The organism is Paraburkholderia sediminicola (assembly GCF_046026675.1).
In the GTDB taxonomy this organism is placed as follows: Bacteria; Pseudomonadota; Gammaproteobacteria; order Burkholderiales; family Burkholderiaceae; genus Paraburkholderia; species Paraburkholderia sediminicola_F.
Window position 1 is genome coordinate 4,410,649 of sequence record NZ_JAQQEY010000001.1, and the last position, 24,354, is coordinate 4,435,002.

Annotated in this window: 22 protein-coding genes; 12 read left to right on the forward strand and 10 right to left on the reverse strand. The window is 62.2% G+C overall.

Going from position 1 to position 24,354, the window contains the following annotated elements; genetic code table 11:
* Window positions 1-30 precede the first annotated feature (30 nt).
* The 6 genes from PQQ86_RS19445 to mnmC all read right to left on the reverse strand — a co-directional run bounded on the left by PQQ86_RS19445 (window position 31) and on the right by mnmC (window position 8,525).
* On the reverse strand, window positions 31-1,143 hold the full coding sequence (locus PQQ86_RS19445; protein ID WP_408269842.1) for an NADH:flavin oxidoreductase/NADH oxidase: 1,113 nt from the start codon (window positions 1,141-1,143) through the stop codon (window positions 31-33).
* A 73-nt stretch (window positions 1,144-1,216) separates the two neighbouring features.
* Window positions 1,217-1,930, reverse strand: coding sequence for a glutamine amidotransferase (locus PQQ86_RS19450; protein ID WP_408269844.1), 714 nt, complete (start codon window positions 1,928-1,930; stop codon window positions 1,217-1,219).
* 128 nt (window positions 1,931-2,058) lie between these two features.
* Complete coding sequence (locus tag PQQ86_RS19455) at window positions 2,059-2,697, reverse strand: MarR family winged helix-turn-helix transcriptional regulator (RefSeq protein ID WP_408269847.1); 639 nt, start codon at window positions 2,695-2,697, stop codon at window positions 2,059-2,061.
* A 535-nt stretch (window positions 2,698-3,232) separates the two neighbouring features.
* Window positions 3,233-4,348, reverse strand: a complete 1,116-nt coding sequence (locus tag PQQ86_RS19460; protein ID WP_200651938.1) for a YbdK family carboxylate-amine ligase — start codon at window positions 4,346-4,348, stop codon at window positions 3,233-3,235.
* A gap of 151 nt (window positions 4,349-4,499) precedes the next feature.
* Window positions 4,500-5,705, reverse strand: a complete 1,206-nt coding sequence (locus PQQ86_RS19465) for a cation:proton antiporter (RefSeq protein WP_408200400.1) — start codon at window positions 5,703-5,705, stop codon at window positions 4,500-4,502.
* 852 nt (window positions 5,706-6,557) lie between these two features.
* Window positions 6,558-8,525 carry a bifunctional tRNA (5-methylaminomethyl-2-thiouridine)(34)-methyltransferase MnmC2/FAD-dependent 5-carboxymethylaminomethyl-2-thiouridine(34) oxidoreductase MnmC1 gene (mnmC, locus tag PQQ86_RS19470; RefSeq protein ID WP_408269852.1) on the reverse strand — a complete coding sequence of 656 codons (1,968 nt, stop codon included), beginning with the start codon at window positions 8,523-8,525 and terminating at the stop codon, window positions 6,558-6,560.
* Window positions 8,526-8,939: 414 nt separating this feature from the next.
* On the opposite strand from mnmC, the gene PQQ86_RS19475 reads away from it, so the two are divergent.
* A complete protein-coding gene (locus tag PQQ86_RS19475; RefSeq protein ID WP_006050811.1) occupies window positions 8,940-9,218 on the forward strand; it encodes an HU family DNA-binding protein in 279 nt (92 codons plus the stop codon).
* Between the two features lie 123 nt (window positions 9,219-9,341).
* Here the strand turns inward: PQQ86_RS19475 and PQQ86_RS19480 are convergent, their stop codons facing one another.
* The 3 genes from PQQ86_RS19480 to PQQ86_RS19490 all read right to left on the reverse strand — a co-directional run bounded on the left by PQQ86_RS19480 (window position 9,342) and on the right by PQQ86_RS19490 (window position 11,800).
* Window positions 9,342-10,670 (reverse strand): GTP-binding protein, encoded by a 1,329-nt coding sequence (locus tag PQQ86_RS19480; protein ID WP_408269855.1) that lies wholly within the window; start codon window positions 10,668-10,670, stop codon window positions 9,342-9,344.
* 157 nt (window positions 10,671-10,827) lie between these two features.
* Complete coding sequence (locus PQQ86_RS19485; RefSeq protein ID WP_408269858.1) at window positions 10,828-11,277, reverse strand: lytic transglycosylase domain-containing protein; 450 nt, start codon at window positions 11,275-11,277, stop codon at window positions 10,828-10,830.
* 346 nt (window positions 11,278-11,623) lie between these two features.
* Window positions 11,624-11,800 carry a hypothetical protein gene (locus PQQ86_RS19490; protein WP_408269861.1) on the reverse strand — a complete coding sequence of 59 codons (177 nt, stop codon included), beginning with the start codon at window positions 11,798-11,800 and terminating at the stop codon, window positions 11,624-11,626.
* On the opposite strand from PQQ86_RS19490, the gene gspD reads away from it, so the two are divergent.
* The 3 genes from gspD to gspF are packed head-to-tail and all read left to right on the forward strand — an operon-like array spanning window position 11,794 to window position 16,899.
* Window positions 11,794-14,112 carry a type II secretion system secretin GspD gene (gene gspD / locus PQQ86_RS19495; RefSeq protein ID WP_408269864.1) on the forward strand — a complete coding sequence of 773 codons (2,319 nt, stop codon included), beginning with the start codon at window positions 11,794-11,796 and terminating at the stop codon, window positions 14,110-14,112. The two genes, PQQ86_RS19490 and gspD, sit on opposite strands and share 7 nt — an antisense overlap.
* Complete coding sequence (gspE, locus tag PQQ86_RS19500) at window positions 14,109-15,677, forward strand: type II secretion system ATPase GspE (protein WP_408269867.1); 1,569 nt, start codon at window positions 14,109-14,111, stop codon at window positions 15,675-15,677. The genes gspD and gspE overlap by 4 nt, the downstream gene beginning before the upstream one ends.
* A gap of 4 nt (window positions 15,678-15,681) precedes the next feature.
* Entirely contained in the window at window positions 15,682-16,899 is a 1,218-nt protein-coding gene (gene gspF / locus PQQ86_RS19505; protein ID WP_093634517.1) for a type II secretion system inner membrane protein GspF, read from the forward strand.
* Window positions 16,900-16,925: 26 nt separating this feature from the next.
* On the opposite strand, the gene PQQ86_RS19510 is transcribed toward gspF, so the two are convergent.
* Entirely contained in the window at window positions 16,926-17,339 is a 414-nt protein-coding gene (locus PQQ86_RS19510; RefSeq protein WP_200565611.1) for a type II secretion system protein N, read from the reverse strand.
* A 173-nt stretch (window positions 17,340-17,512) separates the two neighbouring features.
* On the opposite strand from PQQ86_RS19510, the gene gspG reads away from it, so the two are divergent.
* From gspG to PQQ86_RS19550, 8 genes are all read left to right on the forward strand, one after another.
* Entirely contained in the window at window positions 17,513-17,977 is a 465-nt protein-coding gene (gene gspG / locus PQQ86_RS19515; protein ID WP_408269870.1) for a type II secretion system major pseudopilin GspG, read from the forward strand.
* A gap of 30 nt (window positions 17,978-18,007) precedes the next feature.
* Entirely contained in the window at window positions 18,008-18,577 is a 570-nt protein-coding gene (locus PQQ86_RS19520; protein WP_408269872.1) for a GspH/FimT family pseudopilin, read from the forward strand.
* Between the two features lies 1 nt (window position 18,578).
* Window positions 18,579-18,995, forward strand: coding sequence for a type II secretion system minor pseudopilin GspI (gene gspI, locus PQQ86_RS19525; RefSeq protein WP_171925283.1), 417 nt, complete (start codon window positions 18,579-18,581; stop codon window positions 18,993-18,995).
* Window positions 18,973-19,650, forward strand: coding sequence for a PulJ/GspJ family protein (locus tag PQQ86_RS19530; protein ID WP_408269875.1), 678 nt, complete (start codon window positions 18,973-18,975; stop codon window positions 19,648-19,650). Before gspI ends, PQQ86_RS19530 begins: the two co-directional genes overlap by 23 nt.
* Window positions 19,651-20,228: 578 nt before the next feature.
* The gene (gene gspK, locus PQQ86_RS19535; protein ID WP_408270370.1) at window positions 20,229-21,587 is read left to right on the forward strand and encodes a type II secretion system minor pseudopilin GspK; all 1,359 of its coding nucleotides are present in this window, start codon (window positions 20,229-20,231) and stop codon (window positions 21,585-21,587) included.
* A 28-nt stretch (window positions 21,588-21,615) separates the two neighbouring features.
* Window positions 21,616-23,037 (forward strand): type II secretion system protein GspL, encoded by a 1,422-nt coding sequence (gene gspL, locus PQQ86_RS19540; protein WP_408269878.1) that lies wholly within the window; start codon window positions 21,616-21,618, stop codon window positions 23,035-23,037.
* Window positions 23,034-23,537, forward strand: a complete 504-nt coding sequence (locus PQQ86_RS19545; RefSeq protein WP_408269881.1) for a type II secretion system protein M — start codon at window positions 23,034-23,036, stop codon at window positions 23,535-23,537. The genes gspL and PQQ86_RS19545 overlap by 4 nt, the downstream gene beginning before the upstream one ends.
* 22 nt (window positions 23,538-23,559) lie before the next feature.
* Entirely contained in the window at window positions 23,560-24,339 is a 780-nt protein-coding gene (locus PQQ86_RS19550) for a type II secretion system protein N (protein WP_408269884.1), read from the forward strand.
* Window positions 24,340-24,354: the final 15 nt, after the last annotated feature.

Sequence of the window (24,354 nt, forward strand, 5' to 3'; positions counted from 1 at the left end):
GACGTGCACACGCAAGGCGCGTTGGCAGGTTCACCGTTGTCCGAACGAAATATCGCCGAACAGGGCTTTTTGCTCGCGCGGTTGCGAACGCCAGTACTGCGGCGGCGCTTCGACCGTTGCGCCGAGTTGCGCCGCGGCATGCCACGGCCAACGCGGGTTGTAGAGCAACGCGCGGGCCAGCGCGATCAGATCGGCATCGCCTTCTTCGATGAGTTGTTCGGCATGCAACGGATCGGTAATCAGGCCCACGCCGATGGTCGTCAGGCCAGTTGCCTGTTTGACGGCCCTCGCGAAAGGAATCTGATAGCCCGGCTCAAGCGGGATCTTCTGCAATGGCGAAACACCGCCGGACGACACGTCGATCCAGTCGCAGCCGCGCTTTTTCAATTCCTGCGCGAACGCGATCGTGTCCTCGAGCGTCCAGCCGCCTTCAACCCAGTCGGTTGCCGAGACACGCACGCCAACCGGTTTGTCGGCGGGAAACGCGGCGCGCACGATGTCGAAGATTTCCAGCGGAAAACGCATCCGGTTTTCGAGCGAACCGCCGTAGTCGTCGCTGCGTTGATTGGCAATCGGCGACAGGAACTGGTGCAGCAGATAGCCATGTGCCGCGTGAACTTCCAGTGCATCGATGCCGAGACGCGCGGCGCGACGCGCTGAGGCCGCGAATGCTTCGCGAATCCGGTTCAGTGCGGGCGTGTCGAGGGCGAGCGGCGGCTCTTCACCCGCCTTGTGCGGCAACGCCGACGGCGCATGCGGCAGCCAGCCGCCTTGCGACACCGGAATCAGTTGCCCGCCTTCCCAGGGTACATGGCTCGACGCCTTGCGCCCCGCATGCGACAACTGCATGGCGACGCGAATCGGTGAATGCTTGCGGATCGCGGCCAGGACCGGCTTCAGGGCGGCTTCGGTAGCGTCGTCCCACAGTCCGAGATCGCCCGGCGTGATGCGGCCATCCGGTTCGACGGAGGTCGCCTCGATGCACAACATGCCGGCGCCGGATAACGCGAGACCGCCGAGATGGATCATGTGCCATGCCGTCGCTTCGCCACGTTCGGCGGAATACTGGCACATCGGGGACACGACGATACGATTGGGAAGCGTCACGCTACGCAGCGTGAGCGGGGAAAAAAGCGCGCTCATGGATTACGCCCAGTAGAAACCCGAGAGCGATCGAGCATAGCACCGCGGATGATTGTCTGCAGGCGTGCGCGGATCAGGGTTTCGGCTCGACCTGATCGAGCCACTCGCCGAACATCCGGCGCGCGGCGGCTTCCAGCGGGGGACCGAACTGTGCGGTCTCGGCCCGCAACTGCCGCGCGTCGATGCCGTGCCCGGCAATCTCACCGGCGTTACCGATCAGCCAGGGTTCGAACCGGTCAGCCCGAATCTCCGGATGACATTGCAGACCCAGCACGTGACCGCCCCAGGCGAACGCCTGGTTTTCGCAGGCACGCGTCGAGGCGAGACGTGTGGCGTTGTCGGGCAGGTCGAAGGTGTCGCCGTGCCAGTGCAGCATCGATGTGTGAGCGCCGTCCAGATGACGTACCGGCGAAGCACGGCCCGCATCGGTGAGCGTAAGCGGAGTCCAGCCGAGTTCGGTATGGCCTGCGGGGTAGACGCGCGCACCGAGCGCACGCGCGATCAATTGCGCGCCGAGGCAGATGCCGAGCGTCGGCAGACCGGCGGCGATGCGCTTTTCGATCATGGACAGCAACGGGACAAGCGTCGGGTAAAGCGCGTCGTCAGTTGCACTGATCGGGCCGCCGAGCACGACCATGAGCGATGCGGCAAACGGGTCCGGCGCTTCGATACGGGCAACGCCGACGTCGAGATAGCGCACGGGGCGCCCCCGTTCGCCGAGTTCCAGCTCAAGACTGCCCAGATCCTCGAAGTGCACGTGGCGAATGGCCAGAACTTCGCGATTCATCAGCCTGTTCCACCTTCAGGTTGCCTAAAGACTTGCCGTTACAAGGCGCGAACCGGCCGGCGGACGGCAATCGCCGCCCGCCGGCACACGGCTTCGCAGTGTAACGGATTGTCCCAGGAGAAACCGCCTTATTGGGCGAAGATCTTCCAGGTCTTCTTTTGGGTAGCGACGTCGGCCATTTCGTACACCGAGCAATCGAGACGCAGATCCGTATCCGACATCTTCATGTCGAGCAGCGCGCAGTGGTGCGGCGTCTTCTTCGGATTCTTGCTCGGCTCAAAGTGCGAGCAGCTCAGGCACATGCGGTGCGGCGGAATCGTGCCTTGCGCTTCCAGCTGATGGATGGTCTTGAGCAGCGTGCGATAAAACAGCGTCTGCTCTTCGTCGCGCAGCGTGCCGACCGCTTTGGCGAGGAAATCCGGCCATTGCGCAGCGCGCTTCGCGGCCGTGCGGCCACGCGCCGTCAGACGGACCGCGAGGGCGCGGCCGTCGTCAAGGGCGCGGCGCTTTTCGACCAGGCCTTTGGTCTCGAGCGTGCTCACGGCATCGCTGGTGGTCGCGGCGGTCAGGGCCGTTTCGCGGGCAATTTCACCAAGACGCATCGGGCCCTTGCGTTGCATCAGCAAGACCAGGATTTCGCCCTGGGTCGGCGTAAGGCCTGCGCCTTCCGCCCATTCCCAAGCCTGGCTCCGCATGGCCGTGCTCAATCGCAATAGGCTGTGGGTCACTCGCCCGGTTGCCTGTTCTCCGTATACGCCTTCGCTCATAATCTTCGTTTGGTTTATTAAGCTTGCGAACGATGCCGGCAAACCGCTGCCGAACACGCCCGTAGCCTGTGTGGGGTAGCCTCGCCCTAAAGCAGACGAGACGGTTTCTACTATCTCAAAAATTTACCGCCTTGCAAGCCAAAGGCAGATGAAACGACATTCTATGCGAGACCGGCCAATCGTACAGCTAAGTTATCCAACGCAAGCTGTGGATAACCATGGGAAAACACAGGGGATGGCGTGTGTGTCGATTCTTGATAAGCAACTTGCCCCCTCTTTCCTTACTAAAGTTGTCCTCGTTTACCGGCATCGATGCGCCCCGGATCAGCCTAGTTATGGTTTACGTAGCACTTTGACTTTTCAGGGAATTATTCAGTTGTCCACAGGCAGATGCAATGCTTGTTAACTACTACTACGTTTGTATACGTAAACTTTAGAAAAACCTGAAGGCCCACGAGCTGGAAATTTATTTACGAAAAAAACCCGCACGAGGCGGGTCTTCCTTACGGTTTAACGTAAGCAATCCTCTATCTGGCTAGGCTCGCCACTGCAGACACTGCTGTCTGACAGCTTCATGCAAGGACTTTTCCTGATCGAAAACGCCTCGCAGCCACGTCGCGTCATTCACCTGACCGCGCGCAATCGCGCCGATTTCGGCGAGCGCGTTGCCCGAACCCAATGCTTCGGCGTGCGGTGCAATCAGATCCAGTGTTTCGAGGATGTCTTCGGAAATCGTCTTGCGTTCGCTCGTTTGCGGATTGATGCAGTTGCCGGCCAGACCGAAGCGGCATGCTTCGAAGCGGTTGAACGTGTAGACGAGGTAATCGTCTTCCTTCGGCACAATCGGCTTGTCGAGCAGCAGATGCCGGGCAAGCGTCTGGATGTAGCAGGCAATCGCCGCGGCGCGATCCACTGAAAACGGCGTATCCATCACGCGTACTTCGATCGTGCCGAAACCGGGCTTCGGCCGGATGTCCCAGTAAAAATCCTTCATGCTGTTGACCACACCCGTGTGGACCATCTTCGAGAAATATTCCTCGAAGCTGTCCCACGTCAACACGAACGGCGCACGACCGGACAGCGGGAATGCGAACACGGAATTCAGTCGTGCCGAATGAAAACCGGTGTCGACACCTTGCACGAACGGCGACGAAGCGGACAACGCGATGAAATGCGGGATGAAGCGCGACATCGAATGCAGCAGATACAGCGCGCTGTTCGGATCCGGACAGCCGATGTGCACGTGCTGGCCGAACACCGTGAACTGCTTGGCAAGATAACCGTACAACTCGGAAAGATACTGAAAGCGTGGCGTATCGACGATTTGCCTTTCACTCCATTGCTGGAATGCGTGCGTACCGCCGCCGCATAAACCGACGTTCAGCCGATCGGCCGCGGACACCAGCGTGTCGCGGATCGTGCGCAAATCGGTGACGGCCTGTTCATGCGTCGTGCAGATACCGGTCGACAGCTCGATCATGCTTTCGGTGATTTCCGGCGTGATGTTGCCGGGAATCTTTTCGTCCTTGATGAGGCGCATCAGATCCGAGCCGGCTTTGGTCAGATCATAGTCGTGTGTATTGACGATCTGCATCTCGAGTTCGACACCGAAAGTGAACGGTTTCGAATCGATGAAGGGTTCGAGTGACATAGCGTCCCCTGAGTCAGGTCGACCGATGTGTGTCACATGTCTGTGTCACACGCCCGGCCGTTTTTGAATCGAATAAGTTGGATAAAGCGCGCAAATCAGGCGCATAAAGCATTGGACAGCGCATCGGACAGCGGCGTGCCCTTCCGTGCGCTTACTCTTCGCGCCGTTCAGCCACCAGCGCCAGGCTGCGATACACGAGCCACGGTCCGAGAATCTGCAACACGAAAATCGAACACATCACGATCGCGCGCAGTTGCGGATCGAAATTCGGATAGAGGTTGTAGGTATCGTCGACAAGCAGGTACGCGAGCGCCGACATGGGCGATAACGACAAACCGAGCGCCATGCCCTGCTTCCAGTTCAAGCCGCTTGGCTTGGCGAAGGCCATCACGCCTACCAGTTTCGCAACCAGACGCGCAACAATCAGACCCAGCGCCGCGACACCGCCAAGCGCGATGTCTTTCCATTCGAACGAAGTCAGCGTCAACACGAACAGAATCACGGTCAACAGCCAGCCGGCCGTGCCGAAATGTTCCGGCCACAATTGCGGACGCGCTTCGAGATTCTTCACGATGATGCCCGCGGCCAGCAACGCGAGAATGGTGGAAAGCTTGAACACATGCGCCACCGCAATGGCGAGCAGCACGAGGCCGAACAACGCGACGAACGAATGTTCGTCCTGCATGTTCAGACGACGATAAAAAAACGTGCAGGTGCGCGCCAGCAGATAAGCCAGCACGAGCGAGCCGACCAGCAGATACAGCGGCTGCAGAATCGTGGCGTAGACGTTGCCGTACACCTCCTGATGCAACCAGCTCGAGACGAGTTTTTCGATCACCACCGCATACATGCTGTTCAGCGCGGTAAGGGTCAACAAACGTTGCGTGACCTGGCCTTCCGCGCGCAGCTCGGTTTTGAGCTGGATCACCATCGCCGGCGAAGTCGCCATGGCAATTGCAGCGAGCACAGTTGCCACCATCAGCGGCACGTTCAGGAACAACAAAACCGGCAAAACGAGCGCGAACGTCAATGTTGCTTCCGCGACGCTCGACAGAATCAGCCAGGGATTGCGGCGAATCCAGCGCAGATCGAGCCGGCTACCCAGTTCGAATAACAACAAACCCAGCGCCACGTCGAGCAATGGCCGCGCGGCGCTCGCGGAATCGGCGTCGATCACACCGAAACCGGCTGCGCCGGCTACCAGACCAATGACCGCATACCCGGAAATGCGCGGCAAACGCCATGCGCGATAGCACAGTTCACCGCACAGACCCGCGGCGAGCAATGCAAGACCAGCCCAAAAAATGGCGTCGGGTGTGAGTGGCCAGGCTGGAAAAAATGAAAACGCCGACTTCATCGTGATGGGTTCTCCTTGGCAGCAACGGCAGACAACACGAACCGGCGCAAACACCGGCGAGCGCATGAACGCATGAGGCGTTCACTGTCGCGATCGCTTCGCGTGACGCGCGTTGCGAGTTTTCAACGATCGGATGATCTGAATGTGCCGCTGCCGCAGGGGGCGCAGCGCATTCTGGGGGCGGCCGTAGCTACCGGCCCGGCACGGTGAAAGAACGCCGTCGACTTTGAATCAGATTCTGATTGCGCGGCACCGTTCCATTGCAGCGTGTGCGGCCAGCGGCGAGGCACGACGCGGAAAAGAACGGCGATTGTGCCATAGCTTTTTCAGACTCGACCGAAAAGACAGGAACATGCCGGCAAAACGGTAAAAACGTACGTTATCTTCGCGAGATGAGGAAAAAGCGACCGTTTGAAAATGGATCGGGCTCTCATAGCGTACAGATCTGACGTTGCAGATGTGTTTCCTGGGACACGGCCGGAGGTGTTTTCCTCCAACTTTCGACGCTTCGGGCTCAACGATTGCGCTCGATCTCGGCACGGCCTTTCTGTTTACAGGTTTACCGTATGTATACGTAGTAACAGTTAACAAGGTGACTCGTTTTCTGTGGATAACCCCGGTTTACCGAATCGATTCATCGGCTTGCCGCTCGCATAACAGGATGCACAGCGTGTGCGGCAGCGGCGGGTATACAAGGGTAACTTTTCGCGATTTTCGGCCGCGGCAAAGTTACCCCGTTTACGTCCACAACGGTTCCACATGACTTGCGCCGGTAAACGGCGCGGTTATCCACAAGTTTCGGTGGATAACTTTTCTTGGTGACGATGTCCGGTGCGTGCGGTTAACTACGGGTTAACTCACCGTACCCTGGCGCAACGCACGCAAGAGGAAGCGGGCTGGATCGATGTCTTCGGCCAAATCCCGTTCGAGCGGCCACGGCTCACCTTCGATCTGCGAGGCGATCAGCTCCGCCCCCAGTGCCGCCCATACCAGACCGCGAGATCCGTAAGCGAATGCGCCGTACAAGCCGTCGACGCGCGGCAGATCGAGTGGCCATGCGCCACGCAGGCGCTGGGCGTCGCGCGCCGAGGCGGCTTCATCGGCGAAGTTGCCGATCATCGGCATCCGGTCGCTCGTGACGCAGCGAAACGCGACGCGCCCATCGAGCGCTGCCGCTTGAGCCGAATCGACGACGCCGTCAAAGGCCGGCAGCATCTGCGCGACACGCTCGAGGTTTTCCAGATGGCCATCCGGTCGCAACGTGGTGTCAGGGTCGTCGAGTTCGTAAGTAGCGCCGGTCAGCGTGACGCCGTCGGCGAGTGGGACGGCGTAGCCTTCGCCTATAACTGGCATCTCGAGTGCGGGCACGGTGCCCGGAGGCAGCAAAGTCAGCTGGCCGCGGATGCTGCGAGTCGGTGCGTGCTGCAAGCCGGCGAGCCGCGCGGCGTCGTGCGCGCTCGCGACAATGACCACCGGCGCGCGCGCGATGGCCTGCCCCGCTGCGTCGAAGACGGTCCATTGATTGCCTGACCGTTCGAGGCGCGCCGCATCTACTCCGAAGCGGCGTTCGAGCAAGTCGCCCGCGGCTGCGCACTGCGCGGCGCAAAGCGACGCTGGGTCGATCCAGCCGCCTTGGGGAAAGAGCCAGCCGCTTTGCGCGAGCGGCATGCCTGCAAGCCTTTGCGCTTCGCTCAGTGAAACGGGCGTCACATATTCCGCCGGGTAACCGAACGCGGCGATTGCCTCGCTCATCGAGCGTGCTTCTTCGTCGTCCGTGGCGATCTGCAACAGCCCTGGCGCGCCGCGTAATGGACGGTAACCAAGCCGTTCGAGCGCGGCCCAGCGTCTGAGCGTGTAGAGAAAGCCCGCACGCGTGACGCGTGAAGCGACGCTGTCGTCGCGCGAGATCATGGGGTGGAACACGCCGGCCGGATTGCCCGAGGCGTCCTGCGCCACCGACGCGTGCCGCTCCAGCGACGTGACGCGCCAGCCACGTGCGGCCAGACGCTCGATCGCCGCGCAACCCGCGAGTCCGGCGCCGATCACGATCGCATGCCGCTCGTCGACTTCAAGTGGCGCGGGCGGTTCATAGCGACGCACGCGCCAGCGTGGCGCGAAATGGCCGACCAGCATCGCGCGTTTCCAGCCGAAGCCGTCGACTTTTTGGTACACAAAGCCGTTTTGCGTCAGCGCACGTTTGATGTCGCCGGCACTGCTATAGGTCGCGAAGGTGGCGTTCTCGCCGGCCATTCGGGCGAGCGCCTTGAAGATCGCGGGCGTCCACATTTCGGGGTTCCTCGCCGGCGCAAAGCCGTCGAGATAGAACGCATCGGCGCGTAACCTCAATGCTGGCAGGCTCTCTGCGGCGTCGGCGAACACCAGCGTCAACGTGATTTGCCCGTCCTCGAATTCGAGCCGGTGCGTGCCGGGAACGAGCATCGGCCATTCAGCGGCGAGCGTTTCAGCGAGCGCGGCGATCTCCGGATCTGAAATCGTCTTCGCATAGACGCTGCGCAAATCGGTTTGAGTAAACGGATGCTTCTCGGTCGAGACGAAGTGCAAGCGTTCGCAGCGCGCCGGATCGGCACGCCAGGCGGCCCAGGTCATCAGGAAGTTGATCCCCATGCCGAAGCCAGTTTCGAGCACGGTGAAGATGCGGCGGCCCTGCCATCGTTGCGGCAGTCCATTGCCGCGGAGAAAGACGTATTCAGCCTGTTCGAGGCTGCCAACAGCGCTGTGATAGATGTCGCCGTAGAGCGGCGAAAAAGGCATGCCGTTGTCGCGAAATGCGAGGACGGCGGGGATCAGCGGATCGGTCATGCGTGGCGGAAATGACGCTCGAAAGAGCGAATCAGACGTTACCGCCAGCGCGCGCAGCTCGCCGGGCGGCGAAAAAGACGTGCTGCAACGTTGGCAAAAACCAACGCTAAGCCCCGTCCATACTGGGTTTCAGCCTTCAATTGGGTCCTGCGAAGAGGAAAAGGAAGGGTTTCCCCTCGATATCTGCCCCAGAACCGTTTAAATCTTCGAAACCCTTATCCTGATTGGGTTTGCGCTGCGCTATCATAGCAAGCGCCGCGAAGGGAGCGGCAGCACGGCCGACGGGCAGTCATTGCTCGGCGCTAACTGTCCGGAGGGGATCCGGAGCCGCAGCTGCTCGACGGCGCGGTCCGCGCACGTATAATCGGCGCGTTCGCGCTGTTCGTGTCAACCTAAACTCAGAAAGGAACCTTAATGAACAAACAGGAACTGATCGACGCCGTCGCAGGACAGACCGGCGCCAGCAAGGCTCAAACCGGTGAGACGCTGGACACGTTGCTTGAAGTGATCAAGAAGTCCGTGTCGAAGGGTGACGCGGTCCAGTTGATCGGCTTCGGTAGCTTCGGTTCGGGCAAGCGCGCAGCACGTACGGGTCGTAACCCCAAGACCGGCGAAACTATCAAGATCCCGGCCGCCAAGACCGTCAAGTTCACGGCTGGTAAGGCGTTCAAGGACGCAGTCAACAAGCGCTAAGCAGATTACTGCCTGGCAGTTGACACCCGCCAACGGCGGGTTTTTTTTCGTCTGCGATTTCTGTCTAGCCGCGACGGGCGTCGCGGCTAAACAATCGCCACCCGACGGAAAGGCCGCTCGAGCTTAATCGTGACGATGCACGATTTCGCCGTGGCCATGACCGTCGTGATCGTGATCATGGTGATCATGGTGATCATGGTGATCATGGTCGTCTTCGTCGAAGTCCCATGCCGGGAACGGATCGGCGAATTGTTGCCACGCTTGCGGTCCCGCCGCGTATTCCTCATCGGTCACGAGGCACGCGTCGAACTTCGCTTGCCAGACAGCCGGGTCGATGCCAACGCCGATCATCACCAGTTCCTGGCGGCGATCGCCAATGCTCAGATCGTCCGGATCGCCGTACCAGTCGGCAGCAATTTCGGCGGCCAGCTCGTCATCGCCGTCCGGCCATTCGCTGCGATCCTGAGCGGCCCACCACATCCCCGCCGGACCATGCCGGCAAGCACCGCCAGCCTGCGACAGCGAACCGGCAATGTCGTTACGCGTTGCCAGCCAGAAGAAGCCCTTGCTGCGCAAGACGCCCTTCCACTCCTGATGCAGCAGTGCCCACAGGCGCTCCGGGTGAAACGGCCGCCGTGCGCGATAAATGAAATTGCCGATGCCGAATTCGTCCGCTTCACCGTGATGGGCATGTCCGGATTCATGGTCGTGCTCGTGATTGAGCGACGCCAGCCATCCCGGCGCGCTCGACGCCTCGTCGAAATCGAAGCGCCCGGTGTTCAGCACTTCGGCCAGCGGTACCTCGCCGAAACGGCTCACCACCTGCACGGCACGCGGATTGATGCGGGCAAGGATGCGTTGCAAACGCGTGAGTTCGTCCGCGCTCACCAGATCGGCCTTGTTCACCACCAGCACGTCGCAGAATTCAATCTGCTCGATCAGCAATTCGACCAGCGTCCGATCATCCTCTTCGGTCGCTGCGATGCCCCGCTCGGAGAGTGCGTCGGCTGAACCGTAGTCGCGCAGGAAGTTGAACGCATCGACCACCGTCACCATCGTATCGAGCTGCGCGACATCGGATAGCGACGCGCCGTCATCGTCGACGAAGGTGAAGGTTTCAGCGATCGGCATCGGCTCGGCCACGCCGGTCGACTCGATCAGAATCGCATCGAAGCGCTTTTCACCCGCAAGCCTTTTGATCTCGACCAGCAAGTCATCACGCAACGTGCAGCAGATGCAGCCGTTCGACAGTTCGACGAGCTGCTCTTCGACATGCGAGAGCGCGGCGGCGTCGCGCACCAGCGTTGCGTCGATATTGACGGCGGCCAGATCGTTGACGATCACGGCGACGCGCAAACCGGCGCGATTCGCGAGAATGTGGTTCAGGAGCGTGGTCTTGCCGGCGCCCAGAAAACCGGAGAGCACGGTGACGGGCAATAGCGGCTGGTTCATCGCAGTACGGAAAAACAAGAGGATTGGAAGGCGTGCCGGGTTGGGGTCGCATGACTCCGGGGCCGGAAGACGGCCGAACACCGACGGCAGCACGAAGCCGCATTGTGCATCAAACGGGGAGCGGCCGCGTGACGGGCCGGATCGGGACGCGGGTGAGTCAGTGTGCAGCAGCCGGCATCAGATTCCACTTGCGCAGGATCGCGGCGATCTGCATCGCATACTTATCACGCAGTGCCGGCGTCTCGGAGTGATACGCGCCGACCGCCTGCCAGGTATTGCCGTACTTGTTCATCTGGCGGCGCAGATGCCATGCCGCTATATAGACGTTCTTGCAAGGCTCCATGAGCGTGCCTTGCGAGATGCCGTACTGCGCGAGTACGGGCAGATGGATCGAATTGATCTGCATCACGCCGTAGTCGGTCGAGCCGTTGGCGTTCTTATGCTGCGCGTCCGGCCGATTGTGTGACTCTTGCCACGCAATTGCGCGCAGAATCAAGGGGTTGACCTTCTGATACTTCGCCGCTTCGTCAAAGCAATCGGCGCGTGCCTGCCCTGCTGCGATCAGCACGGCAAGTCCTGCGGCGACGGTGACGAAGGTTCGTTTCATCAGTCAAGACGACTAAGCAAATCCCTAGGGTAAGGTCTGGTAAGGCAATACATCGGCCATACTTCAGCCGCTGGAAGCCGGTGAGCCGTACTGGCCGGGCCTTCGTCGGCCATCGGGGAAAACCCGCGTTGCCAAGTCACAACCAGTACCTCGAACGGCTCGTATCATACCGGCAGACTTATATGCGTCAAGTTGGCTAACCGACATAATCACGCGTAAAACGAAGCGCTTCTGCGGTTCGGCGCACACAAGCTTGTTTGCTTTCAATTGTTTGACAGTCTGCCACGGTCTTTAGAGTAATCGCACGGAGCCGTTCGTTTTGTGACAAATCCGACATGAAAAACTGTTACTGTTCCTTTTTTTCGGGCATTGGATGTAAGGCGTTCAGGGCGTTGATCGCCTGTGAAGCCGGCTGGCAGACCGACAGGGCGGCGGCCTGCTCCAATGTTCGCACTGCATGACCGTTGGCGGCTGTGGCCGTCGGCATCGATCCCACATTCCATGAGAAGAAATCGTATGGCATTGCGTCGCGTCGCAACGGCGCTGCTGGTGGCTGGATTGATCACCGCGCAGACAGCACAGGCACAGGTGACACTCAACTTCGTGAACGCCGATATCGACCAGGTGGCCAAGGCGATCGGCGCGGCGACCGGCAAAACGATCATCGTCGACCCACGCGTGAAGGGTCAGCTGAACCTTGTGTCGGAGAATGCAGTGCCTGAAGATCAGGCGCTCAAGACCTTGCAATCCGCTTTGCGGATGCAGGGCTTCGCGCTGGTTCAGGACCACGGCGTGCTGAAGGTCGTACCCGAGGCCGATGCCAAGCTGCAAGGCGTGCCGACCTACGTCGGCAATACGCCGGTGGCGCGAGGCGACCAGGTGGTCACGCAGGTGTTCGTGCTGAAGAACGAATCGGCCAATAACCTGTTGCCGGTGTTGCGTCCGCTGATCTCGCCGAACAACACCGTGGCGGCCTATCCGGCCAACAACTCGATTGTCGTGACCGATTACGCCGACAACGTACGGCGTATCGCGCAGATCATCGCGGGTGTCGATACGGCGGCGGGCCAGTCGGTAGCGGTGGTGCAATTGAGGAACGCCAACGCGATCGACATCGCCACGCAGTTGACCAAGATGCTCGACCCCGGCGCGATCGGCAGCACCGACGCAACGCTGAAGGTGTCGATCACCGCGGACCCGCGCACCAACTCGCTGCTGATTCGCGCGTCGAACGGCGGCCGGCTCGCGGCTGCCAAGCAACTGGCGAAGGAACTCGACTCGCCGACCACCATGCCCGGCAACATGCACGTCGTGGCGCTGCGTAACGCTGACGCAACCAAGCTCGCGAAGACCTTGCGCGGGATGCTCGGTAAGGGCGGCGACACCGGCTCATCAGGTGGCTCGAACGAAGCGAATTCGTTCAACCAGAACGGTGGCGGTGGAGGTGGCCTGGGCGGCAATTCGACGGGCACGTCGGGTACGCCGCCGCTGCCGTCGGGCGGACTCAACGGCAGCTCGGGGGCGTCACCATTGGGCGGTAGCGGTGGCGGATATGGGTCGAGCGGTGGTTCGGGTTCAGCCGGCCTGCTCGGCGGCGACAAGGACAAGAGCGACGACAATCAGCCGGGCGGCATGATCCAGGCGGACTCGGCTACCAACTCGCTGATCATCACGGCGGCTGAGCCGGTGTACCGCAATCTGCGAGCGGTGATCGACCAACTCGACGCGCGGCGTGCGCAGGTCTATATCGAGGCGCTGATCGTCGAGCTGAACTCGAACACGAACGCCAATCTCGGCATTCAGTGGCAGGTCGCGAACAATTCGATCTTTGCCGGCACCAACCTGGCGACCGGCACCGGCAACAGCATCGTCAATCTGACGGCGGCGGCCGCGGCGACGGGCGCTACCGGCGGGCTCGCCGGGGCGCTCGCGAGCGGCGGGGGTATCCAGCAGGGGCTCAACGTCGGCTGGATTCACAATATTTTCGGTGTGCAGGGACTCGGCGCGCTGCTGCAGGCGCTGTCGCAGACTGCCGACGCGAACGTGCTGTCGACGCCTAACCTCATTACGCTCGACAATGAGGAAGCCAAGATCGTCGTCGGCACGAACGTGCCGATCCAGACGGGTTCGTATTCGAACCTCACGAGCGGCACCACCAGCAATGCATTCAATACGTTCGATCGCGTCGATGTCGGTCTGACGCTGCACATCAAGCCGCAGATCACCGACGGCGGGATTCTCAAGCTGCAGCTCTACACCGAAGACTCGGCGATCGTGAACGGCACGACCAACGCGGCGACCAACCCGGCGGGCCCGGAGTTCACCAAGCGTTCGATCCAGTCGACGGTCCTCGCCGATAACGGCGAGATTATCGTACTGGGCGGGCTGATGCAGGACAACTACCAGGTCAGCAACAGCAAGGTGCCGCTGCTAGGCGATATCCCGTGGCTCGGGCAGTTGTTCCGCTCGGAACAGAAGACTCGCCAGAAGACCAACCTGATGGTGTTCCTACGGCCCGTGATCATCACTGATCGCGATACCGCACAGGCCGTGACGGCGAACCGCTACGACTACGTCCAGGGCGTGACGGGCGCGTACAAGTCGGACAACAACCTGATCAAGGACAAGGACGATCCGGTGGTTCCGCCGATGCCGATCGGCCCGAGCCAGGGTGGCTCGCCCGCGATGAACCTGTTTAATCTCGACCAGATGCGTCGTCAGCAGATGGCGCCGCCGCCAGTTTCCGCTCCGGCGCCGGTCACGAATGGCGGCGCTGTACAGACGAATCCGGTACCCTCGGCGCCGTCCACGGCGTCGCCTGGAGTGCAGCCGTGAGCACGCCGTCCACGCCGCCGTCAGCTTCGGGATCGCCCGCAGCGGCGCGCGTCGCAGCGTCGACGCAAGCCGCGGCGATTTCGCCCGCAGTCGTGGCGGAGCATGCCGAACGTATCGCACCGTCGGCGGTCGCTGCGCGCCTCGTGCCCTACGGCTTCGCCCGCAGTGGCCAGATTCTGGTCGCGCATCAGCACGCCGATAGTCTCGAAGTCTGGATCAGCGAACGCACCAGCGATGCGGCGCTTGCAGAAGTCGCGCGCAACTTCGGCGCGTTGTCCGTGGTGCGCGTGCCGGCCGACGAACTGGCCCAGGCGATCAACCAGGCTTACGCACGCCAGGACGGTAGCGCGGCGCAGGTGGTCGGCGAAGTGGAAGGCGAAGTCGATCTGTCGCGTTTGATGCAGGACATTCCCGAGATCGAGGATCTGCTGGAGTCGGAAGACGACGCGCCGATCATCCGCATGATCAACGCGCTGCTCACGCAGGCCGCACGCGAACAGGCCTCGGATATTCACATCGAACCGTTCGAGACTTCGTCTGTGGTGCGCTTCCGTGTCGACGGCACATTGCGCGATGTCGTGCGGCCGAAAAAAGCGCTGCATGGCGCGCTGATCTCGCGGATCAAGATCATGGCGCAGCTCGACATTGCCGAGAAGCGTCTGCCGCAGGACGGCCGGATCACGCTGCGTGTCGGCGGACGTCCGGTCGACGTGCGTGTCTCGACGCTGCCTACCGGCCACGGCGAACGCGCGGTGCTGCGTCTGCTGGAAAAGGACGCGTCGCGCCTGAATCTCGAAGCGCTCGGCATGGCGCCCGACACGCTCGTCAAGTTCGACAAGCTGATCGGCAAACCGCACGGCATCGTGCTGGTGACCGGCCCGACCGGTTCGGGCAAGACGACCACGCTGTACGCGTCAATGTCGCGGCTTGAGACCGCGACGACCAACATCATGACGGTCGAAGACCCGATCGAATACGACCTCTCCGGCATCGGCCAGACGCAGGTCAACGAGCGGATCGGCATGACCTTCGCGCGGGCGCTGCGCTCGATTCTGCGGCAGGACCCGGACGTCATCATGATCGGTGAAATTCGCGATCTGGAAACCGCGCAGATCGCGGTACAGGCCTCGCTGACGGGTCACCTGGTTCTAGCGACGTTGCACACGAACGATGCGGCATCCGCAGTGACCCGTTTGACCGACATGGGCGTCGAGCCGTATCTGCTGGCGTCGTCGCTGCTCGGCGTGCTGGCGCAGCGGCTGGTGCGGCGCCTGTGCCCGGTATGCCGCGAAGAGCGTATCGAAGAGGATGGCAGCGTGCGCTGGCATCCGGTCGGTTGCGACAGGTGCGGCCAGTCCGGCTATGCGGGCCGGCGCGGCGTCTACGAACTGCTGCTGATCGACGACGAAATCCGCGCGCTGGTTCACCGCAATGCGTCCGATGCGGAAATTCTTGCTTCGGGCCGCGCACAAGGTATGCGCACATTGCGCGAAGACGCCGACCGCTGGCTCGCCTCCGGGCTGACGTCGCTCGAAGAAGTGATCCGCGTGACGGGCGGAGCGTAAGCGCATGCCGGCATTTCGTTTCGAAGCGATCGATGCAGCGGGCAAAGCGCAAAAAGGCGTGCTCGACGCGGACAGCGCGCGCGGCGCGCGGACCAATCTGCGATCGCAGGGACTGACGCCACTCGTCGTCGAACCGGCTGCGACGCGCACGCGTGGTGAGCGCAATCAACGTTTGTCGCTGGGACGGCGTTTATCGCAGCGCGAGCAGGCGATTCTCACGCGGCAACTGGCCAGCCTGCTGATTGCCGGTTTGCCGCTCGATGAAGCGTTGTCGGTGCTGACCGAGCAATCAGAGCGCGACTACATCCGCGAGCTGATGGCGTCGATTCGTGCCGAAGTGCTCGGCGGCCATTCGCTCGCGAACGCGCTGACGCAGCATCCCAAAGACTTCCCCGAGATCTATCGGGCGTTGGTGGCCGCCGGTGAACATACCGGCAAGCTCGGTCTCGTCCTCTCGCGTCTGGCCGACTACATCGAGCAACGCAACGCGCTCAAGCAGAAGATCGTGCTCGCGTTCACGTACCCGGCGATCGTGACCCTCATCGCCTTCGGCATCGTCACGTTTCTGTTGAGCTACGTGGTGCCGCAAGTGGTGAACGTGTTCGCCAGCACCAAACAGCAACTGCCGATCCTCACCATCATGATGATGGCGCTATCCGGTTTCGTGCGGCACTGGTGGTGGGCGATGCTGATCGGCGTGGTCGTGCTGGTGTATCTGGTGCGCTCAATCCTGAAGCAGCCCGGCCCGCGCCTCGCTTTCGACCGGTGGCTGTTGACCGCCCCGCTGCTCGGCAAACTCGTGCGCGGCTACAACACCGTGCGCTTTGCCAGCACGCTTGGCATTCTGACGGCGGCGGGTGTGCCGATCCTGCGCGCGCTGCAAGCCGCAGCCGAAACGCTCAGCAACGTCGCGATGCGGGAGAACATCGACGATGCGATCGTGCGCGTGCGCGAAGGCACGTCCTTATCGCGCGCGCTCGGCAATACCAAGACATTTCCGCCGGTGCTGGTTCACCTGATCCGTTCGGGTGAAGCGACCGGCGACGTGACGACCATGCTCGATCGTGCGGCCGACGGCGAAGCACGTGAGCTGGAGCGTCGCACGATGTTCCTGACGAGCCTGCTCGAGCCGTTGCTGATTCTGGCGATGGGGGGTGTGGTGCTGGTGATCGTGCTGGCGGTGATGCTGCCGATCATCGAGTTGAACAACCTGGTGCAGTAAGGCTGAAGCCAGGCAGAACGCCTGGGTCAGCGCACGTAGATCGTAGGACCTGCCGGATTGGCCGGCAGGAACACTTCGGAATGCGCGCCATTGCGATCGATGATGATCGAGCGGGCGCGGACTTCGGAGAGTTTGGCGCCTTGCATGAGCGCGCTGCCGAGCGATACCGCATGCGGTGGTTCACCGCCGACGCTGACGATGGCCGCGGCGCCTTCCCGCAAAGCGAGGATGCCGAACAGATGCACGTCCTGGTTGGCGCTGCGGGTGAGCTGGCCGCCGAACAGCGTGGCAGCCTGATCGGTCGAGACCTGCGTATGCGCGGCGGCAGCGGGCAACGGCGCGCCGGACGTCGTGGAGATCGTGATGACCCAGTAGGTCAGCGTCGCGCAGAACACGGCGAACAGTGCGAGCGACAGAAGGCGGATTTGGATAGCGTTCATGCGCATATTGTACGGACTATTGTGAAAATTGCGTTGGGGCGCCCGGAGGTTTCCCGCAACCCTTCAAGAACATGACATTAAAATGACCGGCCGGGCGTGTTCAATGGCACCTTGATTGCCTGATGCGCGAATCCCGCCCGATCGAAATTTCACCTGAAAAGAGGTAGCAAGTTATGCAACTGTCGACCCTTCGCCGTCATGAAATCGCGGGTCCGCGCAGCCGTCGTCAACGCGGTTTCACGCTGATTGAAATCATGGTGGTGATCGCGATTCTGGGTATTCTGGCCGCCTTGATCGTGCCGAAGATCATGAGCCGTCCGGATGAAGCGCGGCGTGTCGCCGCCAAGCAGGACATCGGCACCGTGATGCAGGCACTGAAACTTTACCGTCTCGACAACGGCCGTTATCCGACTCAGGAACAAGGCCTGCGCGCGCTGATCGAAAAGCCGAGCACGGAGCCGGCGCCGAACAACTGGAAGGACGGCGGCTACCTCGAACGTCTGCCGAACGATCCGTGGGGCAATAGCTACCAGTATTTGAATCCCGGCGTGCATGGCGAGATCGACGTGTTCAGCTATGGCGCCGACGGTAAAGCGGGCGGCGAAGGCAACGACGCCGACGTAGGGTCGTGGCAGTAGTCGAGTAGTTGATCGTTCGTGGCCGGCACTATGCGACTGTCCGCTTGCAAGTCCCGTGTGGACACTCCGTGTACGGCGTCGCTGCCGGGTACGGCGTGCGCCGGCGCGCGCGGGCGCGGCGCACGTGATTTCAGCGCAGGCGGCCCGAAGCGTGCGGCGGGTTTCACGCTGCTGGAAATGATGGTGGTGCTGGTCATCGCGGGCATTCTGGTATCGCTGACCGCGCTGACCATGACGCGCAACCCGCGCACCGATCTGAACGAAGAAGCGCAGCGTCTCGCGCTGCTGTTCGAATCGGCCGGCGACGAGGCCCAGGTGCGCGCACGGCCGATCGCCTGGCAGCCGCTCGATGGCGGCTTCCGTTTCGATCTGCGTACCGAAGACGGCTGGCGGCCGTTGCGTGACGATCTGCTTGGGCCGCGCAACTGGGAAGGTGGTGTGACCGGCGTCACGATCGATTACCCCGGGTCGGACTCGCACCCGAGCCGTGTCGTGTTCGGTACGGAAGCGATCGACGTGCCCGTGCAGATCACGCTGTTTTCTGCGGCGGGGCGCGCGACGATCATCGGCACCGGCAATGGCCGCTATGAGGTGCACTGAGATGCGTCGTTGCAGGGACAGGGGCGCTCGCGAGATGGTCCACGGCGCGCAGCGCGGTTTTACGATGATCGAAGTGCTGGTGGCGCTGGCGATCATCGCGATTGCGTTGGCGGCGTCGTTGCGCGCGGTGGGGAGTCTGGCGAGCGGCGAAGCCGATCTGCATCGGCGGCTGCTGGCGGGATGGAGCGCCGACAATACGTTGGCGCAACTGCATTTGACGCATGGCTGGCCGAACGTCGGCTCGACCAGTTTTGACTGCTCGCAGGGCAATCTGGAGTTGATCTGTACCGAGCATGTGACGGCGACGCCGAATCCGGTGTTTCGTCGGGTGGAAGTGACGGTGACGACGCCGGGGCGTTCCGGCAATCTCGCCCAGATGGTCACGGTGGTCGCGAATGAAAACAACCGTTCGCTCTGAGCGCCGCGGCCGATCGGGCGCGCGTGGTTTCACGCTGATCGAGTTGCTGGTCGCGATCGCGATCATGGCGGTGATTGCCGTGCTGTCGTGGCGCGGGCTGGACCAGATCATTCGCGGCAGGCAGACGATCACTAATGCGATGGAAGACGAGCGCGTCTTTGCACAGCTGTTCGACCAGATGCGAATCGACGTGCGGCAGGCCGCGTCGGATGATGAGTCCGGACAGGCGGCCGTATCGGTCAGCGGCAGCGTGCTGCAGATCGTACGGGAGATGGTATTGCCGGGGACGGCGCCGCGGTTGCAGGTGGTGAGGTATCGCGTGTCGGAGGGACGCGTGGTGCGGTATGCGTCGCCGCCGCTGGGGAACGTGGGCGAGTTAAGGAGCGCGCTGCGCGGTGGCGAGGGGAATGGCTGGACGGCGGTGCCTTTGATGGGGGGCGTCGGGGCTATTTCTGCTCGGCTGTATGTGCCGAAGGTTGGCTGGACCACGCAGATGAAGGACGTGCAGAGTGCGATTACGGAGAACGATAATAATTTGAAGGTGCCCCAGTTGGGGAATGCGCCGCTGCCGCGGTCGGTGACTGGGCTGGAAGTGAGTGTTGGGGGTAAGTCGTTGGCGCGGCCTGTGACGCGGGTTTTTCTCGTCGGAGAATGAATATGAAGTTCTCTTTATTGTCTCCGCGACGCTCTGGGGTTTTGCTTTTTGTGTCTTCGCGACGCTCTGTGTTTGGGCGTTTGTGGGGGTGCCTTTCGTTTTGGTCTTTGCCTGCTTGGCGGTTTTGTCTGCACGCTTACGGTGTTGGCCTTTCCTTGATTTGCTATTCGTTTATTAGCGTTCCCCCTGTGCGGGGGGGCACCTACTTTTCTTTGCCGCCGCAAAGAAAAGTAGGCAAAAGAAAGCGGCTCAAACCGCTAATGCTAAGCGGGCACCGTGGCCTGCAACGGGTAGTGGTGCATCTGGAATCTGTGTTCGTGCACAGGCATACGCTAGTGACAAGGGCGTCATACTTCCCGTCTCGCACGGTGTGCTCGCCGGAAGAGCACTTCAATAAACCAGTAGTCCACTTGGTTCTGCCCCACGCGCAATTGCTGCCTTTCACTCCGGTTGCGCGTGCAACGCGCGACCAACCAATCAGGCGTATCGCCGAGGCGAAGCTGACGGCTCCCGCGCTGCGGGAGCCAGCCCCCTGGTTTTCAGAACTACTCTTCGGCGCGCGCAGCGCCGCCGGAAGAATGACACCCTTGTCACTAGCGCCGAATGTGAGAGAACACGGATTCCACGGAGCCACTGGCCGTTCTGAGCTACGGTTCCCGCTTAGCATTAGCGGTTTGAGCTGCTTTCTTTTGCCTACTTTTCTTTGCAGCCGGCAAAGAAAAGTAGGTGCCCCCCCGCACAGGGGGAACGCTAATAGACCACTAGCAAATCAAGGAAAGGCACCAAAGCTAGAAGCACAGACAAAAGCGCCGACCAGGCAAAAAAGCCAATCAAATCCCAACGCCATAGGCAAACACCCAAACGCCGCGCAGGCAACCCAACGCGGCGCAGCCATCATCAGCGCCCTACTAGTAGTCGCGCTATCAGCGATATTAGTATCGGGCATGCTCTGGCGCCAGCAAGTCCAAATCCGAAGGATAGAAAACCAACGTCTCCTCTCCCAGGCGCAATGGGTCGCCCGCGGCGCGCTGGACTGGACGCGCCTGATCCTCCGCTCGGAGGGCGACACCTCAGCAGGGATCACCTACCTGGGTGGCCTCTGGGGCGTCCCCATCGCCAAAACACGCCTGTCGGATTTCCTCGGGCAAATCGGCGAAGTCAGAGCCGAACAAGGCCAGGCAACCTATCTCTCAGGTTCGATCGAAGACGCCCAGGCGAAATTCAACCTCCGTAATCTGGTCTCGAGCCCCGCGCCGGGCGTCATGCAGATCAACACGGAGCAGATCGGCGCCTATCAGCGCCTGCTGGTTTCACTCGGCGTGAATAGCCAACTGGCAAAGAACACCGCGGTGCAGATGCGCGCGAGTCTCGGTCAATCGGCGACACGGTTCCAGACCGTTACGTCCACTACCGGCGCACCGGCGGCTCCGATTACCACGGGTGGTGGCGCCACGAGCGGCAGCTTCACCGACAAACCCGGTATGGAAGACGGCGACGACAACGCGGCCGTCGCGCCGCTACAAATGACCAGTGTCGATTCGCTGCTGGATATTCCGGGCTATACGCCGGAAATGGTCGCGCGCTTGCGGCCCTTCGTCACCGTGCTGCCGACGGTGTCGGCGGTCAACATGAATACGGCCTCCGCCGAAGTGATCGCGGCGATCGTGCCAGGAATGAACCTGTCCTCCGCGCAAGCCTTCGTCGCGCGCCGGCAGACAGTGTTTTTCCATAACGTCAGCGACGTGCAACTCGCCTTGCGCGGCGCTGGCGTACAGTCGGTTGCGATCGATCCGAATGAAATGGATGTCAACACAAACTACTTTCTGATTCACGGCCGCGTGCAGCACGAACGCGCGGAAGTGGACCGCACGACTCTCGTCTATCGCGACGCATTGACTCACACTACGCGTATCGTGCGGGTACAAGACCAACTATGAATAACGCCTTTCCCAGAGAGAGTGGCCTTTGAGCACACTGATCGTCCTACTGCCGCCGCGTGATCCGGCGGTGCCATCGCAGGAATGGCAACTGCCGGAGTTGCCGTTCGTGCTGCTCGACAAGTCGGGCCGCACCCAACGCGCGGGCCGCTCGGCGCTCGCGCTGCTGCCGCGCGCTACGTCGACGGTGCTGATGGTCGCCGCCCGCGACCTGCTGATGATGCCCGCCAAGCTGCCGCCCTTGCGCGGCCCGAGGTTGCGTCAGGCGTTGCCGAATGTCGTCGAGGATCAACTGATCCAGGACCCGCAAACCTGTCACATCGCCGTCGATCCGCAACCGGTCGCGGGCGGCCGGCAGTTGCTCGCGATCATCGACCGCGGCTGGTTCCGCTTCATCTGCGAGGCCTTTGCCGCCGCTGGCCATCGCAGCGTGCGCGCCGTGCCGGTTACGCGCTGTCTGCCGCAGGCGGTCGCGCTCGACACGCCCGCCGAAGTCGCGGAAATGGTTAACGCGGGCGAGCCGGTCATGGCGGGCTCGGCTAGCGTGGCAACGTCGCTGCCGGGTGTGGCGCCGGTGATGGCGCCGGGCGTCGCATCGGTGGTGCCGATGGTGGCGGCCGTGCTCGGCGCCGTCGTCCAGACCGCGCCCGCATTGCTGCTTGGGAGTGCGGTCGAAAGCGCGCCGGTCAGTGGTACGCCGCGCGTCGAACTGGCTATCGCGCGCGGCGTGCAAGGCGAAGGGCTGGCGGTGCCGGCTAATTCTGTGAACGCGACGCTTAGCGCGCTTGCCGGCGCGGCACCGATTTCGCTGTACATGCTGACGGAAGTGCCGGGCAACGAGCCGAGCCTCGCGGCGACCAGCCCGGCGAAGCTTGCTGCCCATATCCACGGGGCCAGCCCGCTGCCGTTCGAGCAACTCGCCCGCCGTGCGCTGGAGTGCCGCTTCGACCTGTGTCAGTTCGAGTTCGCCTCGCAGCCGTGGCGGCTCGACCGCGCGACCTTGCGGCGTCTGCGGCTGCCGGTCGCGCTGGCGGTCGGCGCGCTGGTGATCGCGATTATCGGTGCGAACGTGCAGTGGTTGATGCTCGCGCGTCAGCGCGACGCGATCAACACGCAGATGACCGAGCTGCTACTCAATGCCTTCCCCAAGACGACGGTCGTGCTCGATGCGCCCGATCAGATGTCGCGCCAGTTGCAACAGTTGCGGGTGGCTGCGGGTGAGTTGTCACCGGACGATTTTCTGTCACTTGCCGATGGCCTGGCGCGTTCGTTGGCGCCAGTGCCGGTCAACGGTATCGCCGCGCTCGACTATCACGACCGGCGGCTCGATGTGACCTTCAAGCCCGAGGTGAAACTCGATCCCGATTTCGCCAAACGTCTCGCGCGCAATGGCCTGACCGGCGCGATCGACAGCAATACCGGCAAGTGGACCATCAGGAACGGACAATGAAAGCTGAACTTGCTCAAAGCTGGGCTGGATTCTGGGACCAACGCTCCGAGCGCGAAAAAACGCTGCTGGCGTGGGGCGGTGGTGTGCTGGCGGTGGTGATCGCGTGGTCGGTGCTGTGGGCGCCGGCGCAGGATGGCCGCGCGCATCTGCGTGAATCGCTGCCCACCTTGCAGCGTCAGCTGGCGCAGATGACTGCGCAGGCGAACGAAGCGCGCCAGCTCTCTGCCGCGGCTCAAGGTGTCGCGCCGACCGGCGCGGCGCTGAAGGACGCGCTCACCGCCTCGCTCGGCGATCACGGCCTTGCCGCGACCCAGGTGCAGGTGATCGGCAACATGGTGCAGATCCAGATGAAGAACGTGGCTTTCCCCGCGTGGACGAGCTGGGTCGACGATGCGCGCAAGCAGTTCAAGGTGCAGGTCGCCGAGGCGCACGTGACCGCGCTCAAGGAAGACGGCCAGGTCGATCTGACGGCATCGATGCAGCCGTCCACCGCGAAATGACCGCGCCGTTACAGGATTTCGCATGACTTACTGGATGCGGCGCCTGCGCGTCGCGCTACCCTGGCTGGCGGTCGCGCTGCTGGCGAACGCAGTCGTGATGCTCACGTTGTTGCCGGCCGCCTGGATCACGCCGCAGTTCGCCAGACAAACCCGTGGCCACGTCAATCTCGTCAATCCGTCCGGTTCGTTGTGGCACGGCTCGGCCACGCTGATGCTCGCCGCCGGTTCCGACATGAGCGCGGCGACTCTGCTGCCGGGGCGGATCGAATGGCGCACGGCGTTCTGGCCGCTCTTCACCGGCCGTGTGCGGATGACCATGCGGCACAGCGAAGCGATGCCCGACCCGATCACCGTCGATGCGACCCCGCGCAGCGCGACCATCACGCCGGGTGCGATGGCGGTGCCGGCTTCATTGCTGAGCGGCCTCGGCGCGCCTTTCAATACGCTCGATCTGCAAGGTGACGTGCGCCTCGCATGGTCCGATTGGCGCAGCTTCAATCAGGAAGCGTTCGGCCAGTTGACTGTGACCCTGAACGACGTCAGTTCGCGCGTTTCGCTGGTCAAGCCGCTGGGTTCTTACCGGTTGCTGTTCCAGGCGCAGGGTGCGTCGTCCACGCTGGATCTGACGACCCTCAAGGGGCCACTGATGCTGACCGGCAATGGCACGGTGTCCGCCGCCTCGACATCGTTTCGTGGGACGGCCAGCGCCGCCCCGGAAGCGCGCGAAAACCTCGCGGGACTGCTGAATCTGCTGGGCCGGCCAAGCGGACCGGATACGGTCGCGTTGACGTTCGTGCACTGAGGCGCGGGCCGTAAA

Excerpts from the sequence above, each read along its gene's own strand:
- PQQ86_RS19445 (WP_408269842.1), bottom strand. The coding sequence starts at position 1,143 with ATGAGCGCGCTTTTTTCCCCGCTCACGCTGCGTAGCGTGACGCTTCCC.
- PQQ86_RS19450 (WP_408269844.1), bottom strand. The coding sequence starts at position 1,930 with ATGAATCGCGAAGTTCTGGCCATTCGCCACGTGCACTTCGAGGATCTG.
- PQQ86_RS19455 (WP_408269847.1), bottom strand. The coding sequence starts at position 2,697 with ATGAGCGAAGGCGTATACGGAGAACAGGCAACCGGGCGAGTGACCCAC.
- PQQ86_RS19460 (WP_200651938.1), bottom strand. The coding sequence starts at position 4,348 with ATGTCACTCGAACCCTTCATCGATTCGAAACCGTTCACTTTCGGTGTC.
- PQQ86_RS19465 (WP_408200400.1), bottom strand. The coding sequence starts at position 5,705 with ATGAAGTCGGCGTTTTCATTTTTTCCAGCCTGGCCACTCACACCCGAC.
- mnmC (WP_408269852.1), bottom strand. The coding sequence starts at position 8,525 with ATGACCGATCCGCTGATCCCCGCCGTCCTCGCATTTCGCGACAACGGC.
- PQQ86_RS19475 (WP_006050811.1), top strand. The coding sequence starts at position 8,940 with ATGAACAAACAGGAACTGATCGACGCCGTCGCAGGACAGACCGGCGCC.
- PQQ86_RS19480 (WP_408269855.1), bottom strand. The coding sequence starts at position 10,670 with ATGAACCAGCCGCTATTGCCCGTCACCGTGCTCTCCGGTTTTCTGGGC.
- PQQ86_RS19485 (WP_408269858.1), bottom strand. The coding sequence starts at position 11,277 with ATGAAACGAACCTTCGTCACCGTCGCCGCAGGACTTGCCGTGCTGATC.
- gspD (WP_408269864.1), top strand. The coding sequence starts at position 11,794 with ATGGCATTGCGTCGCGTCGCAACGGCGCTGCTGGTGGCTGGATTGATC.
- PQQ86_RS19490 (WP_408269861.1), bottom strand. The coding sequence starts at position 11,800 with ATGCCATACGATTTCTTCTCATGGAATGTGGGATCGATGCCGACGGCC.
- gspF (WP_093634517.1), top strand. The coding sequence starts at position 15,682 with ATGCCGGCATTTCGTTTCGAAGCGATCGATGCAGCGGGCAAAGCGCAA.
- PQQ86_RS19510 (WP_200565611.1), bottom strand. The coding sequence starts at position 17,339 with ATGAACGCTATCCAAATCCGCCTTCTGTCGCTCGCACTGTTCGCCGTG.
- gspG (WP_408269870.1), top strand. The coding sequence starts at position 17,513 with ATGCAACTGTCGACCCTTCGCCGTCATGAAATCGCGGGTCCGCGCAGC.
- PQQ86_RS19520 (WP_408269872.1), top strand. The coding sequence starts at position 18,008 with ATGCGACTGTCCGCTTGCAAGTCCCGTGTGGACACTCCGTGTACGGCG.
- gspI (WP_171925283.1), top strand. The coding sequence starts at position 18,579 with ATGCGTCGTTGCAGGGACAGGGGCGCTCGCGAGATGGTCCACGGCGCG.
- PQQ86_RS19530 (WP_408269875.1), top strand. The coding sequence starts at position 18,973 with ATGAAAACAACCGTTCGCTCTGAGCGCCGCGGCCGATCGGGCGCGCGT.
- gspK (WP_408270370.1), top strand. The coding sequence starts at position 20,229 with ATGACACCCTTGTCACTAGCGCCGAATGTGAGAGAACACGGATTCCAC.
- PQQ86_RS19545 (WP_408269881.1), top strand. The coding sequence starts at position 23,034 with ATGAAAGCTGAACTTGCTCAAAGCTGGGCTGGATTCTGGGACCAACGC.
- PQQ86_RS19550 (WP_408269884.1), top strand. The coding sequence starts at position 23,560 with ATGACTTACTGGATGCGGCGCCTGCGCGTCGCGCTACCCTGGCTGGCG.